14 protein-coding genes are annotated in these 15,012 nt (G+C 51.0%); 2 read left to right on the forward strand and 12 right to left on the reverse strand.

What is annotated here, in order from left to right; all coding sequences use genetic code 11:
* Positions 1-56: 56 nt before the first annotated feature.
* Positions 57-572, forward strand: coding sequence for a peptide-methionine (S)-S-oxide reductase MsrA (msrA, locus tag ACSR9A_RS00865; protein ID WP_473755130.1), 516 nt, complete (start codon positions 57-59; stop codon positions 570-572).
* Positions 573-688: 116 nt separating this feature from the next.
* Here msrA and ACSR9A_RS00870 read toward each other — a convergent pair whose 3' ends face one another.
* The 9 genes from ACSR9A_RS00870 to ACSR9A_RS00910 form a co-directional block, all read right to left on the reverse strand.
* The gene (locus tag ACSR9A_RS00870) at positions 689-1,183 is read right to left on the reverse strand and encodes a hypothetical protein (protein WP_473755131.1); all 495 of its coding nucleotides are present in this window, start codon (positions 1,181-1,183) and stop codon (positions 689-691) included.
* 214 nt (positions 1,184-1,397) lie between these two features.
* Complete coding sequence (locus tag ACSR9A_RS00875) at positions 1,398-2,204, reverse strand: AAA family ATPase (RefSeq protein WP_473755132.1); 807 nt, start codon at positions 2,202-2,204, stop codon at positions 1,398-1,400.
* A gap of 117 nt (positions 2,205-2,321) precedes the next feature.
* A complete protein-coding gene (locus ACSR9A_RS00880; RefSeq protein ID WP_473755133.1) occupies positions 2,322-2,621 on the reverse strand; it encodes a DUF3024 domain-containing protein in 300 nt (99 codons plus the stop codon).
* Positions 2,622-2,672: 51 nt separating this feature from the next.
* A complete protein-coding gene (rpsN, locus tag ACSR9A_RS00885; RefSeq protein WP_473755134.1) occupies positions 2,673-2,942 on the reverse strand; it encodes a 30S ribosomal protein S14 in 270 nt (89 codons plus the stop codon).
* Between the two features lie 110 nt (positions 2,943-3,052).
* Positions 3,053-4,279 carry a M20 metallopeptidase family protein gene (locus ACSR9A_RS00890; RefSeq protein ID WP_473755135.1) on the reverse strand — a complete coding sequence of 409 codons (1,227 nt, stop codon included), beginning with the start codon at positions 4,277-4,279 and terminating at the stop codon, positions 3,053-3,055.
* Positions 4,280-4,632: 353 nt separating this feature from the next.
* Positions 4,633-5,868 (reverse strand): beta-ketoacyl-[acyl-carrier-protein] synthase family protein, encoded by a 1,236-nt coding sequence (locus tag ACSR9A_RS00895; RefSeq protein ID WP_473755136.1) that lies wholly within the window; start codon positions 5,866-5,868, stop codon positions 4,633-4,635.
* A complete protein-coding gene (locus tag ACSR9A_RS00900) occupies positions 5,861-6,478 on the reverse strand; it encodes an SRPBCC family protein (protein ID WP_473755137.1) in 618 nt (205 codons plus the stop codon). The genes ACSR9A_RS00895 and ACSR9A_RS00900 overlap by 8 nt, the downstream gene beginning before the upstream one ends.
* A 32-nt stretch (positions 6,479-6,510) precedes the next feature.
* Complete coding sequence (locus ACSR9A_RS00905; protein ID WP_473755138.1) at positions 6,511-7,860, reverse strand: NAD(P)/FAD-dependent oxidoreductase; 1,350 nt, start codon at positions 7,858-7,860, stop codon at positions 6,511-6,513.
* The gene (locus ACSR9A_RS00910; protein WP_473755139.1) at positions 7,853-8,731 is read right to left on the reverse strand and encodes a methyltransferase domain-containing protein; all 879 of its coding nucleotides are present in this window, start codon (positions 8,729-8,731) and stop codon (positions 7,853-7,855) included. The genes ACSR9A_RS00905 and ACSR9A_RS00910 overlap by 8 nt, the downstream gene beginning before the upstream one ends.
* Positions 8,732-8,909: 178 nt before the next feature.
* Here ACSR9A_RS00910 and ACSR9A_RS00915 point away from each other — a divergent pair, with 178 nt between their 5' ends.
* Positions 8,910-10,826 (forward strand): glycosyl hydrolase family 18 protein, encoded by a 1,917-nt coding sequence (locus ACSR9A_RS00915; RefSeq protein ID WP_473755140.1) that lies wholly within the window; start codon positions 8,910-8,912, stop codon positions 10,824-10,826.
* Between the two features lie 102 nt (positions 10,827-10,928).
* Here ACSR9A_RS00915 and ACSR9A_RS00920 read toward each other — a convergent pair whose 3' ends face one another.
* The 3 genes from ACSR9A_RS00920 to ACSR9A_RS00930 form a co-directional block, all read right to left on the reverse strand.
* Positions 10,929-12,572: a GTP-binding protein gene (locus ACSR9A_RS00920; RefSeq protein ID WP_473755141.1), complete on the reverse strand. Its 1,644-nt coding sequence runs from the start codon at positions 12,570-12,572 to the stop codon at positions 10,929-10,931.
* A gap of 1 nt (position 12,573) precedes the next feature.
* A complete protein-coding gene (gene cysD / locus ACSR9A_RS00925; RefSeq protein ID WP_473755142.1) occupies positions 12,574-13,497 on the reverse strand; it encodes a sulfate adenylyltransferase subunit CysD in 924 nt (307 codons plus the stop codon).
* 262 nt (positions 13,498-13,759) lie between these two features.
* Complete coding sequence (locus tag ACSR9A_RS00930; RefSeq protein WP_473755143.1) at positions 13,760-14,902, reverse strand: winged helix DNA-binding domain-containing protein; 1,143 nt, start codon at positions 14,900-14,902, stop codon at positions 13,760-13,762.
* Positions 14,903-15,012 lie beyond the last annotated feature (110 nt).

A 15,012-nucleotide genomic window follows, 5' to 3' on the forward strand; every position in this document is an offset into this window, starting at 1 on the left:
AGACAGGCTAACGTTTAGTCTATTAATTGTTTATAAGCAACAAGGAGGAATACGTTATGCAATATGCAACATTCGCCGGCGGCTGTTTTTGGTGTATGGTTACCCCTTTCGAGGAGCTTCCAGGCATACATAGTATTGTATCTGGCTATATGGGCGGATATCAGGAGAACCCAACCTATGAGCAGGTAAAAACAGGAGAGACGGGACATGCGGAGGTTGTGCAAATTGCCTTCGATCCGCAGCTGTTCCCTTATGAGCGTCTGCTTGAGCTTTATTGGCCGCAAATTGATCCGACGGACGAAGGCGGTCAATTTCAAGATCGCGGCAGTCAGTACCGCACGGTGATTTTTTACCATAATGAGGAGCAGCATGCCCTAGCCCTCACTTCCAAGCAGGAGCTTGCGAGCAGCGGCCGCTTCGATAAACCGATCGTTACAGAAATTCGGGCGGCAGATACATTTTATGCGGCGGAGGAATATCATCAAAACTTCCATAAGAAAAATCCAAAGCATTACAAAGAGGATCGTGCGCAATCGGGCCGCGACGAATTTATTGAGCAGAAATGGAAATAGTGCTTAACTTATTAGAAGAAAAAATACCAAACACCCCTTCAGGCGATTGCTGGAGGGGTGTTTGGCTTTCCAAGCATTCATCTATAGATTATACGTTTAAGATAGCTATGTAATTCTCAATGTTGCCCGCCCTTAGGCCGATGCTGCCGTTTAGCAGCAGCTTGAGCGCAGCACAGCATCAGCAGACAAAAGGATCGGTTATGCCCAATATAAAAAGAGGATAGGTCATAGCGGTTACGATCCGGCTCGAACGTTACGAGCATGCGATGCTTCATTCGCTGCATTGCAAGCTGAATGAAATACTCCGTCTGCTCACAAGCCGGAAACGTAATATACGCATACAGCGAATGATCCTCTGGCTCATCAAGCACGCTAACGCCAGCGCATGAAAATTCCGTCGGTATGCCCAGATCCTTGAGCAGCGTCAGTGCAGGAAGCAGCTCAGCATCTATCGCAACATGCCCAAGCAGCAACGTTTGCTTCTGATGCTTGGTTATTTTTTCACGCTCTCGCCAGCTCTGCAATTCCCGTTCACGCCGCTGCCAGCGCTGCGCAGTATGCATGCTTATTACCTTTTCCACCTCGCAAGCCAAATATGTCTTCTGCGACAAGTTTTCTCCCCCTCCTTCACTTCATACGGCATACACCTAGTCTGCCCTTCTCATCACTCAAACAAGCTAAAATGATGCAGCAAATCATCATGCTCCCGCCAATTGCCCTGCGTTCCTTCTTCCGTCAGCAGCGCGACATCAAATGATCGAATGGATTTAATCGTAATTATTACGCTTTTAGGCGATCATACTTCCCCATGGGCAGACCTGTCAACTACATGGTTTTCGGTTTATATTCACTCAACGCCTCCTGAATATGAGACTGGAGCAGCGGGCTGCTCTCAATGATCGCCTTACGCTTCGCCTTGAGCACAATTTGCTCCATATCCGCAAAGCTGCATCCGGCAAGCAGACTGGCGGTCGTATCATATATATGAGCCTGCTGTTCAAAATCTCCAATTAACAGCGATATATATTCGTACCTGCAGCGATCATCCGGCATGCCGTAATGCATCTTCGTATCGAAGCGCCGCCATATCGCATTGTCCAGTTCCTCCTCCAAATTAGTTGCCGCAATAAAAATACTATCGCAATCAAACTCGTCCAAGCACTGCAATAGCGTATTAACGACCCTCGCCATTTCCTTCACTTCATCATTATTTTCACGGGTCCTTGCAATCGCATCGAACTCATCGAGAAATAAGACGCAGGGGGTCGCTTTGGCGTAATCGAATATTTTGCGGACATTGCTCGCCGTCTCTCCTAGATGACTATGGATAATCGCATCGAGCCTGACCAAAATAAGCGGAACATCCAACCGCTGCGCAATGTAGAAGGCGGTCAATGTTTTTCCCGTACCTGGCGGCCCGTACATAACGACTTTGTTGGGAATTGGCACATCATGCTCCTCAAACTTTTCCTTCATGCCCATAATCGTAAAAAATTCTTCCACGATTTGCCGATTCATCGGCGGCAGCACGATACGTTTCACCTTTTTCGCACAGTCCTTCGGGCTGTAAAAGCTAGCCATATCCGTTCCTTTGGCCCTTGGCAGCCGGTGATTGCCTTGATTTTTACTCATGTTAGCAAGACTCCTTCGATAAAAGTTTCGCGCGAAAAACCCGACTTGTTGGTCGGGCCATATCGCTAAATGGCGGCCATATGTTCAAGAAATCCAGAAGATGCCCTCCTGATCGATTTAACCCTGCTCCAGCTGCTGCTCAAAATGAGGATGCGGCGCTATTTCGGAGACAGCCTTCCAGCCGCCATCGCCGTCTGTGGCATATACATGCCACTGCTCCTGTTTCCAATGAAATTGGGCAATTGGTTCGCCCGTCCATTGTCGCTTTTCAAAATCCGGAAGCTCCTCTGTCAAAGTGAGCCGATTGCCTTCCCACTCATAGGTCAAACGGACAGCTGAACGCACAGCCGGGGGGATTTTGCGATGAATGTAGCCGTCCAATATTTTTTCCAGCCTGCGTATAGTAAATGGGTCCATGTTCTCCCCCCTTCCGAAAGAGTTTTCATTTCCGTTAGTAACGCCGTTAGGTTACCAGCTTGCTTTTTTAATGCCGGGAATTTGCCCTTTATAAGCAAGCTCGCGGAATGCGATCCGCGACACTTTAAATTTACGCAAGTAGCCATGCGGCCTGCCCGTCAGCTCACAGCGGTGATGCAGCCGAGCCCGCGAAGCATCGCGGGGCAGCTTACTAAGTCCAACATAATCCTTGTTTTCCTTGAGCTGCTTGCGAAGCTCAGCATAATGCGCAACTGTCTCCTGGCGTTTTCTTTCCCTAACTACTTTCGACTTTTTAGCCATCCTTGTCGTCTTCCTTTCTTATTTGGAGAAGCACATATTTTTGTTTATTCGTAAACTTTACGATTTATTATAGCGCATGGGCTGGGTTTTGGAAAGGGGGGATGCAAGCCTTACTGGCTCACATACTCTTCACCCGCCTGCTGCACCCATTGCACGAACAGCTTTGCCCCTTCCGTCAGCACCTCTTCATCGATATCGAATAAGGGATGATGCAGCGGATAAACCGTTTCGGCTGCTGGATGAGCACTGCCAATAAACGCGAATGCTCCCGGCACCTCCTGTACATACAGCGCAAAGTCTTCCCCAGCAAGGCTAGGCTTGTCCAAAATAACAACCTTATCGTCACCCAAGACGTTTCGCCCGGCCTGAATGGTCAGCTGAACGGCTGACGCGTCATTAAGCAGCGGTGTTCCTAGCCGATATTGCGACGTATAGCTGCCGCCATAAGTGCTGGCGACAGCACCCGCTCTCTTTTCCAGCAGTTGATGAATTTGCGCAGTCAGCTCCGGGTGAAAAACGCGATATGTCCCGCTCAGCTCGCTTTCCCCCGCAATTGCATTAATCGCAGTACCCGCGTGCAAAGTACCGAATGCGAACACCTTCGTTTCCCACGGGTCTGTTTCCACTGCAAGGGCGAATTTAACATCGGAAACAAATTGCACCGCCATCGACAGCGCGTCTACAGCCAAATGCGGCGTACTGTGATGACCGTTCAACCCTTGAAAAGCGATATGAAAATGTGTGGATGCCGCCATCGCCTCCTTGCGATGAATGCCAACAATACCCGTAGGCAGCTCCGGCCATACATGCATGGCAAAGCATAGGTCGACACCTTCCAGCACCCCAGCCTCAATCATATCTCGGCCACCACTTATCATCCGCCCATCAATTGGACTAGGAAGCGCACTTTCCTCAGCGGGCTGAAATACAAATTTAATCGTTCCTGACCATATATCTCGGTGCCGACTTAACGCCTTTGCTGCTCCGAGCAGCATCGTCATATGAGCATCATGCCCACAGGCATGCATAGCTCCTTCGCTCGCGGAACGGTGTTCAAATATATTTTCCTCCGTAATCGCCAGAGCATCCATATCTGCTCGCAGCACGATTGTCGGTCCCGGCTTATCGCTGCTGAGAATGCCAACAACGCCTTTGCCAAAATGCTTGCCGACATGCCGCTGAACTTGCAAGCCCCATTCCGATAAATAGCCCGCTACCTTCTCTGCAGTCCGGTCCACCTCAAATAATACCTCGGGATGCTTGTGAAAATCTCTGCGCAGCGCGATTAATTCCTCACGCAACGTATCTACATAGGCTAGCGCAGCTTGTGCCTTCATAAAAATAGCCTCCTTATATGTGAAATCTTTTTTATCCAGATCGACATATGCAAGCAAAAACGACTTCGTCGTCCTTCTGGGACGTGTGAAAAGCTTTGTCGGAGAATTCTAAGCGGATATAAGGATAAAACTTATAAATCCTTAGAATTCAAGGTGAAACGGCTGTCGTCGTCCTCTGGCGGCACAGCGCGTTTCACTCCGAGAAATATAGAGAAAGCATGGCGAAATCATATACTTTCCTATATTTCAAAAAAAGCGGAAACATCCCTTGTATCAGGATGTTTCCGCTTTTACGGTCAACTCTATTTTCAATAATAGGTATGGCCTAGCCATAAGTCAATGCCAGTTACATTTTAATACTGGCGAAAAGCAAGCACCGCGTTGACTCCGCCAAAGCCATAGGAGTTGGACACTGCTGCCGCGGACTTCACCGTACGCGGATTTTTGACAACCAAGTCAAGCTGCGCCTCCGGGTCTGGCTCATCCAAATTCGTAGTTGGCGGCAGCCAGCCATTGCGCAGCGCAAGCAGCGTAATCGCTGCTTCAATAGCGCCTGATGCGCCAAGCGGATGACCGTATAAGCCTTTCGTGCCGCTGACGGCTACCGGACGGTTGCCAAATACTTGGCGAATGACCCGCGATTCCGTCACATCATTGAGCAGCGTCGAAGAGCCGTGGGCATTGACATAGTCAATGTCCTCCGGTGCCATATCCGCGCTCGTCAGCGCCTGGCGCAAGGCGCGTGCTGCCTGCGTGCCGCATGGGAGCGGCGCGCTCATATGATGCGCATCGTTGGTCAGCCCGAAGCCTGCCAGCTCGCCATATATTTTCGCGCCTCGCGCCCTCGCATGATGCTCGGCTTCAATGACGAGCACGGCGCTGCCCTCACCCATGACGAAGCCGTCGCGATTGCGGTCGAACGGCCGGCTTGCCACACCCGGCGACTCATTGCGAGTAGACATCGCACGCAGCATGTCGAAGGCGCCGAAGGAAAGCGGCGCAAGCGGGGCTTCCGAGCCGCCTGCCATAATGACATCCGCTTCGCCGCGCCGGATCGCTTGCAGCGCCCGGCCAATGGCGACAGCGCCAGAAGCGCAGGACATTGCGTTTGTCTCATTTAGGCCCGTCATGCCAAACTCCATGGCAAGATTGCACGAGGCCGCGCCGCCGAACACGGAAAACCCCAGCGTCGGCGACACAGCCCGGAAGCCGCCATTATGGTAGCGGCTGCACTGCTCTTCCGCATAGGCGATGCCGCCCAGCGCACTGCCCATAAATACGCCTGCCCGATCAGCATCCAGATCGGCAGGGTTCAGCCCGGCGTCGCGCAGCGCCAGCGCGCCGCTGGCAACGGCTAGCTGCGAATAACGGTCCATGCGATGCGCCCGCTTTTTATCCATATAATGCTCCGCCTGAAAATCCGGAATTTGTGCAGCTATTCGGCTCCGCAGCCCTTCCGGCACAAAACGTTCAATTTCTCTCACCGCGCTTTGTCCCCGCACTAGACCTTCCCATAGCTGCTCCACACCTGCGCCAATCGGCGTTACACAGCCTATTCCGGTTATGACCGCCTTAATCGCATTAGCCATTGCGCCCACCTTCCTCTCTTTGTTGAATACTGGCTTGCTCTGCCGCATCGTTTGTGAACTGCTCAGCTAATTGTTCTCTTAGAGCCTCCCATTGCAGGTCTGTCCATTGCCCGGAATCAGGGAGCTCTTCTTGCACAGCTTGCTTCTTGGCAGCAAGCGCGGCTTCGAGTTCAGCCTGCTGCTTCAAGCCTTGCAGCGTTCTCTCCGCAATTGCATAGACGAACTGCTTGCCGATAAAACCGGCGAAAAGCCTGCGGCTCCATGGTGGAGAATTCCAGCGATGCACAATCGATACGGAAACCTTTTCTCCAGCCGGTACAATGCGCCATTCTACCTCCATCCCTTTCGTTACACCGCGCACATGGCGGTAACCAACGATCAGTTCCTCCTCGCTGACAACCATTTCGCTTTCCCACCAGACCGGCCACTGAAACCGTTTAAACGGCCGAACGGCGGCCATTCTCACGAGCCCTCCCCGCTCACTGCCGCCATAGCGAAACTGGATGTGGCGATAATGCGGGAGCAGCTGCGGCCAATTTTCGATTTTTCGCGCATAATGGAAGGCCGTCAGCGGCTCACAGCGCATCGTTACCTCGTTGTAGGTATGCATGTGTATTCAATCCTCCTTGTATGTGTAACTATTCACAAGCAATCGCCAATTACTGCCGCCAGGCGACTGCGGGCGGCAGGCAGCGAGCCAAGTCCACGCAAAGCGGATTGCCACAGCAGCTCATGCCTGCTCGTCCATTCAATTAATTTTTGCAGCCGAATAGCTGGTGCGAAGCGGCTTTGCTGAAGTGCCGCATAGCGAGCAAGCGGCGCATCGCTGTCGATCTCGAGCGCTTGAAGCAGCAGCGGCGCAGCAAGCTCCGCACTGCTGAGCGCGCGGTAAATGCCCTGGCCTGTCAGCGGATCATAATAACCGGCAGCATCGCCAATGAGCAGCAGCCCTGCTTGCTGCGTTGCCCGCACACGGCGGTCAAATGGCCCACAGGCGAGCACCTCGCCTGTGCAAGCCACACCCTGCAAGCGCTCCGCCAGCTCTGGCAGCTCGCCCGCCTTTTCAAGCAACCATGCAGCGCGCCCCTCCTTGCTTTTAGCAGAAGCAGCTCTGTTATCCGCTTCAGCAGGTGCAGAAGCCCGAACAGTCCCATCGCAAGAGGCAGGAGCTTTTCCACTTGCATTGACATAAAGCGATGCGGCTTCAAGCGTCTCCATCTGCGTATCCATAACCGTATCCATATCCGCATGACTAGCTTCATTCTTAACAGCTCCGCTTTCTTTCAAGCCCGCGGCTACTGCTGCCGCACTCCCGGCTCTCGACAGCTGGGCAAGCGTCATATTGGCCTCACCCCCGCCAATCGGCGCGAGCCCAACAACGAGGCCTCGCCCAGTGAACAGCTCGACACGTGGCTGCAAATCCCGCACACCGCTCACCCGCGCCGTGAACGCTGTTTTCCGCAGCGGGCCGAAGCTGCTAAGCCCCGCACAGCGGGCCACTGCTGAGCGAATCCCATCGGCGCCAATAACGAGGCGCGCCCGAAATTCCGCTGCCTGCCCCGCTGCGGAATAAGCGACAACACCAGCCACACGCCCTTGCTCCCAAATGAGACGCTGCACCCGCATTTGTTCTATGACCTGCGCACCAGCCTCCCCAGCATGCAGAGCAAGCGCATAATCCAGCTTTTCACGGGCGCAGGCCATTCCGAATTGGCCTGCGGGGAAAGACGCCAGCAGCTCCGCCTTTCCGCTTGTCAGCCGCCAGCCATGAATGAGCGAATGCTCCATGCTGCTGCGAATCGCAGCGAATTTTCCAGCAGGCAGTATACGCGCAAGCGCAGCGACTGCGCCAGGATTCAGCGATTCGCCGCACGGCTTGCGCCGCGGAAGCGATTCACGCTCCAGCACAAGCACCTTTACACCTTGAGCAGCTAACAGTGCTGCCAGTACGCTGCCCGCTGGTCCTGCACCGACAATGATGACATCATGCATGGCACACTAGCGCCAAACGAAATGGAAAATGCCGATGCACGACAGCAGCGGGAACACCTGCCTGTGCCAGCAGCTCCTTCGCTTCGCGCGCTGTATAGGAGCGCTGGACGGACATTGGCCCATCATGCTTCGTCACCGGGCTGCGCCAGATAAACTTCGCAAGCATTCGCGCGGACAGCAGCGCCAGCCGGTGCCGCTCCAAATCGGTGACGACCCAGCCGACCCTCGCTACCCGGTCGATTTCCCCCAGCATGCGGCTCGCCTCCCCATCATCCAAATGATGCAGCGCCAAATTGCTGAAGACGATGTCAAAGCTGTTATCCTCGAATGGAAGAGCGGTCCCATCAGCTTGCAGCACCTGTATGGCAGTCTGATGAGCGGTGCGTTTTGCCGCAAGCTCCACCATTTTAGGATGAATATCCACGCCGACAATTTCTACCGCCATACCGCGCCTGCTGCACCATTTCTCCAAGGCGATCGGGATATCCGCGAGCCCTGTCGCCACATCGAGCAGCTTTATTTTCACCCTATCGCCTTGCGCAGGCCTAGATCCTGACCCGGTCCATCCCCACTGTTTTCCTTGCGAATTCTTCGCCGTTCCTTGCTCTAGCTCCGCTCTCTGCTCTAGTTCTGCTCTCTGCTCCAGTCCCGCTCCTTGCTCCAGTCCGGCGCTCTGCCCAAATATCTGCTCCAGCTCCTGTGCACGCCGTGCGATAGCCGTCTGTCTGAGCAGCCGCTCCAAATGCTTGAACAGCACCGGATTGCCGCCCAAATAGCGGTTGACCTGCCACACCTCAGCGAGACTCCTCTCGAGCTCCTCCAGTTCTAACTCTTCCTCATCGAGCTTTTCCTTCGCATACAGCCGCTTCATAGCTGCCACCTCCTGCTTTGCTGTCCTTATTGTTATTGTTTTCCACCTTTTTTATCCGCTCACGGTTATATTTATTTCATTTTTTTACCTGATGGAATAAGGCAGCTGCCTTCGCAACCTCCGGCCTCCCCTTGCGTCTAATAGAGTAGAGAAACTAGAGGAGAGTGATAGATCGCTTATGAAATTCAAAATGAGAAAGCTGACCGCCTTGCTGGTGCTGCTTATGCTGAGCCAGGCTTTTGCCGCGGGCAGCAGCATGGCCGCGAGCTCCGCAACCAAGTACCGGGTGTATCAGAACGAGGCGGCGCTCAAGGAATTTACAACCGAGAAGCAGGCGATTGCCTATGCCCAAAGCTTTGCCTATAGTCATGTCGAGCAAATATCGGGTCGCGTGTGGGTGTGGGATAATTTTCCGAGGTATAAGGTTTATCAAGGCGGCGCCTCCAATCCCAAGTGGGAATATCGCACCTATGAACAAGCACAGGCCGCAGCGAAGCAGCTAGGTCAAGTACATATTCGGGATTTGCAGCAGCCAGGCTGGGTGTACGAATCTTATGCCAAATTCCAGCTTTATCAAGGCGAAAGCACGAAAAGCAGCTGGGGCTTTACTACCCTTGCAGCTGCTAAGAAGGAAGCTGCCAATTGGGGCAATGCCCATATTATTAAACGCTCCACAAATGAATGGGTATGGGATAATGTGAAGGCTGCCCAAAAGAAAGAGCAGCGTGCAGGCAAAGCCGTGTACACGATAACGAAGAATGGCGCGCAAATTTCCGGCACCAAAACATACGCTTACCTCTATGACGCTGTTCAAGCAGCAGCCAAGCAAGAAGACAGTGAAGTAACCAATACTGCGAAAGGCAAGGTCGTTTTCTCCAATGTTCGCAGTTACGAAGTTCAACAAAATGGCAAAACCATCAAAGCTTTTATTAGTGTTGATGCCGCAATACCCTTTTCCAAAAAATATGCTGGAGCAGATATCGTTTACAATAACGTAGTCTGGTGGACCAACAAGCCTTATTTATCCGTTTATCAAAACGATAAAATCATTAAAAGCGTACACACCAGAGAATCCGCAGTGACGCTAGCCAAAAGCTATGCAAATGCCACCGTTCGAAATGCGGATGGACGGATATTATGGAGCAATGCAACAAAGCTGATTTATATGGGCTGGAATGGTTCTTCGAACAGCCAGACGATTTTGGGGCATGTTGCGGGGACACAAGGGCTTGATATTGATTCTCCGACTTGGTTCGAGCTAGGCGACGCGAATGGCAAGCTGAACGATATGTCGGATGCTGCGACCGCCAGCACCTTGAAGGCGCAGGGCGTTCTCGTCATGCCGCTTCTGCACAACCAGTTTGATAAAAAGATGACGAGCGCCTTTCTCGCCAATCCAGCAGCACAGGCTGCTTTCATTAACAGCCTCGTCACCAAGCTTGCGGCGCTTCACGTCTATGGCCTCAATATTGATTTTGAAGAGGTAGCTGGGGCGGACCGGGCAAGCTATACCGCTTTTGTCAAAGCACTCACGAAAGCTGTTCATGCCAAAGGCATGAAGGTATCGATCGATCTGCCGCGCGGCAGCGCCAGCTGGAATCAGGCAACGGCGTATGACCACACTGCACTGGCAGGCATTGTCGATACGATTATTATTATGGCTTATGACGAGCACTGGAGCACAGGCCCAGAAGCGGGCTCTGTATCCAGCTTGGCGTGGGCTGAAGAGGGCGTGAAACAGTTTCTCGATTACGGCATTCCACGCAAAAAGCTTATGCTCGGCATTCCTTTCTACGTTCGCGAGTGGAAGCTGGATAGCGCAGGTGCCCTCATTAGCAATCGCGCAATTTATATGAAGGAAGTGCCGCAGCTTATTAAAGATACGAATGCTGTAGGAACGCAGGATGTAGCTTCCGGTCAAACGAAATACACCTATGTTAAAGATGGTTTTACCTATGTATTTTGGGCAGAGACCGCTTCAACCGTGCAAGCCCGCATCAATATGGCGAAAAAATATGATCTCGCAGGTGTTGCAGCGTGGCGCCTGGGCTACGAAAGTGCCGATCTATGGACGATGATGCTGCGTTTGAAATAATTTGTATATTTATTTTATGGATGAAAAAAGGTCAAGCCAGAGGGTTAATAGCCCTCTGGCTTGACCTTTTTGATAAAGCAAACTTTATTAGATTGGCTGTACTTATATCTGAGCCTTCACAACACGTTTCACGGCATCATTGGCCGCTTCCTCGATCGAAGAGCTGTTTATAGCCACATCGATTGGCAAAAAGGCTTGGCCGATTATTTCTTTCGCAATGGCTTGGTCGTTGTCGTTCGCAGAACCAACCAGTACCAAGGCAATAAGTCCCGCATTGTTTAGCAATGTGGCATAAACCGCGATTTGCCGCACAGATTCTTTTAGGCTGTTATCGATTAGCATCGTATGATAGCCTCTCGCTACCAACCGTTTCTCGATTCCCTTCGCAAGAGCCAAGTTGTCTGAAGCTGAACCAGTAAGCCAAAGCGTTAATGGCTGCTGTCCTTTTTGCTGGGCACGTACATCTCTTGTGATTTCCGTATCGAGCTGGCCCGCACTGTCAGAGCTTTGAAGAGCTTCGTCAATGACGCCGCAAGCGGATGTCATATTCGTTACACGATCGATGAGAATAAATCCACCGATGCTTTTATTTTTTTCAAACGCATCAAAGATAATACCATCCGATAATGAAAATTCACATTTAGCCACTTCATTCTTAACCACATGATCGGCTGTAACCGTATTGCCTGTATTAATATCGATTTTGTGTTTAATTGCCGTCACAGTACCAGGAAGAACCTTTGTACCTACCTTCACCAGAACATTTTTTCCCGGCGTCAGGACAGAATCATCCATCCAAAGAATCGTGGCGCTAAAGCTGTCGGCCTCTTGGAGCTGATTGTCCTTCGTAAACACACAACCTCTTGAAACGTCGACTTCCCGATCTAATTGAATAGTGACAGGTTGTCCGGCATGAGCCGAGTTCCTGTCTTGGTCGGTTACAAAGATTCGTTTAACCTTCGCCTTCTCACGGCTAGGCAGAGTTGTCAGTTCATCGCCAACTGCGATGCTGCCGGCTTCAATCTGGCCTTGGAATCCGCGGAATGTGTGGTCTGGCCTGCATACCCGCTGAATGGGCATCATAAACGGCAACACATCGTCGTTCGAATGAACATCAACACCCTCCAAATAGGGTAGCAAAGGAAGCCCCTCGTACCACGGCATATTGGGCGATTTCATCGTAATGTTATCCCCTTCTGTTGCAGAAACAGGGATCACCTGAATGCTTTCAAACTGGAATTCAGTAGTGGTGCGAGAGAAGTCTTCTTTAATTTCATCAAATTTCTTCGTATCAAAATCCACCAAATCCATTTTGTTTACCGCCAGGACCAGATGCTTAATCCCCATGAGGGCGCAAATCCGGGTATGGCGCTTCGTTTGAGTAATAATCCCTTTGGTTGCGTCCACCAGAATAATGGCAAGATCCGCAAAAGATGCGCCTACGGCCATGTTGCGTGTATATTCTTCGTGCCCTGGCGTGTCCGCTACAATGAACGAACGGTGATCCGTCGTAAAATACCGATAAGCCACATCAATCGTAATTCCTTGCTCACGTTCGGCTATCAGCCCATCAAGAAGCAAGGAGTAGTCAATTTTGCCGCCGCGGCTGCCCAGCCTGCTGTCCAGCTCCAAGGCTCTCTCCTGATCGGCGAATAAAAGCTTAGCCTCATAAAGCATATGTCCAATCAAAGTGGATTTCCCGTCATCCACACTTCCACAAGTAATAAATTTAAGCAGACTCTTCATCTTAGAAATAGCCCTCCCGTTTACGTCTTTCCATGCTTCCCGCTTCTTCCTGATCGATAACTCTTGTTGTCCGTTCGGATGATACCGCACCAAGTGTTTCTTCAATAATAGCATCCAGCGTGTCCGCATCTGACAGGGCGCCGCCAGTCAGCGGATAGCAGCCTAATGTGCGAAATCTCATCTTCATCATTTCAATCTTCTCACCCGGCTCAAGCTTCATTCGCTCATCATCCGCCATGATGATCTGTCCATCGCGATTAACGACAGGCCTTTCTTTCGCTAAATAAAGAGGAACAATATCAATGTTCTCTCTGCGAATGTATTGCCAGATATCTTTTTCTGTCCAGTTGGAAATTGGGAATACGCGAATGCTTTCACCCTTATTAATTCTTGTGTTGAAAAGCTTCCACATTTCCGGCCGCTGGTTTTTCGGATCCCAGGCATGATTTTTATTACGGAATGAGAAAATCCGCTCCTTCGCACGTGACTTTTCCTCATCACGTCTTCCACCGCCAAAAGCAGCTGTAAATCCGTACTTGTCAAGGCCCTGCTTCAGGGCTTGGGTTTTCATAATATCCGTATAAGCGGAACCATGATCGAATGGGTTGATCCCTTGCTCAATCCCTTCCTGATTGGAGTGAACAAGCATGTTGATTCCAAATTCTTTCGCCTTGCGGTCGCGGAATTCAATCATCTCTTTGAACTTCCACGTTGTATCAATATGCATGAAAGGAAACGGCGGCTTCTCCGGATAAAATGCTTTCAGCGCCAAATGCAGCATCACGGAGCTATCCTTACCGATCGAGTACAGCATCACGGGATTTTCACATTCCGCCGCTACTTCTCGAATAATATAAATCGCCTCAGCCTCGAGTTGATCCAGATGTGTCGTTGCATCTATGGAATCAAGCATCATTTTGTCCATGAAAAAAGTGCCTCCCTTTAATCCTTACTAAATCTATAGACTATAATATATATCCTATCAGATTTTCACTTTTATGCAAAGTGGAATAAAGTGAATTCTTTTATTTTTTTAATCCATCCGTTTTCATCAAAAAGCACAATGGAACTACACACAATTGGATTGGATAATTCCATTATAGAAAAAATGTAGGGATGATGTGTATCAAGCTAGCATGAACCCCTGATTCGGGATGATTGCTTTGAAGACGTCATTTTTTTGCGCCTTACTTAACCTCCTGCTCAAAAACCAGCTTCCCAAGCGGCAACTCCATGAATTTCGCATAAGCTTCTGCACGCTGTTCAATGCCATCCTTAAAATCATCAAGGGGTTCAAAGGGATGAATGACGACATCAATCCCCTTCTTCTTAATCGTTCGTTTCCATGTGCCTACGACTTGTCCATTAACCACAATCATCGGCAAAAACACGCCATTATTGCCAGGAACAATTCGCGGAGCAACTTCAGGCTTCAACACGGCGCTGCGTTCCTTATAGCCTAAAATAAATTCATCAAAGCCAGGCAGCAAATAAACGCCGGAAGCTTTACCCTGCTGCTCCTCATCCTTCGTATGCCTCTTTTCCCCCTGCTCTGTCCAAGCACCAGCTGTCTGCTTTACCATCCAATAGTCATTCCCGTCCATTCGCTCACTATCCAGCTTGCCTTTTATTGCTTCCAGTCCTTCCCTTGCATCCGCAAGCGTCATCCCTGTCCACCAGGCAAAATCATGAACCGTAGCAGGGCCATGAGCGGTAAAATATCGCAAAGCAAGCTTCGCAAGCGCAGCTTCACGCGTCAATTTCTGCGCATCAGTAGCCCATTCATCTAGCAACACGAACGTTTGCTGCTTGCCGCTTATCGGTCCAAAGCAAATCAGCCCTTTATAGGCGCTATGCCATAAAATATGATAACCCCGCTGGCTGTCCGTGCGTATGCCCGCCTGCTCAAGCTGTTCTAGCAGTTCTCCGCGCGAAACCTGCGCTCCCCCTTGCAGCATATTGCGAATCAAGCTTTCGCTGCGCGTAAGCGTTGCATCATCTAACTCAAGCTGCTCCCTCCGCCGTTTCGACTGCTGAAGCAAGCGCGGGGCAGCGAGTGATAACCGCCATAATACATCCTCCGTTGGCACAAAATGAATCGTTCCGCGCTGCGTCCAGGTCAGTACCATCTCGCGGCTTGCAATGCTCTGCTCAACCTTGGACAGCGTTGCTCCAGGCGAACGCAGGCCAATTGCCCACATTGCCTGCATATAATCCTGAGCCTGCACAGCGCCGAGCTGCTGGACTACCTGCTTAGGTGACCAATTGCTTTCAGCTGATGCTATCCCTTGATTTTGCAGGCGAAGTCCTGCTATCCTGTTTATGTTCATCCGGCACCCCTCTTGCACAAAATCCATGCATTTTGCTTCCATTTTACCACAGGGTACGAATACCGTTTCATCTTCATCGAAACAAGCCCACGGTTTCAAAACTGAAAATG

It is taken from the genome of Paenibacillus sp. R-74696 (assembly GCF_055814915.1).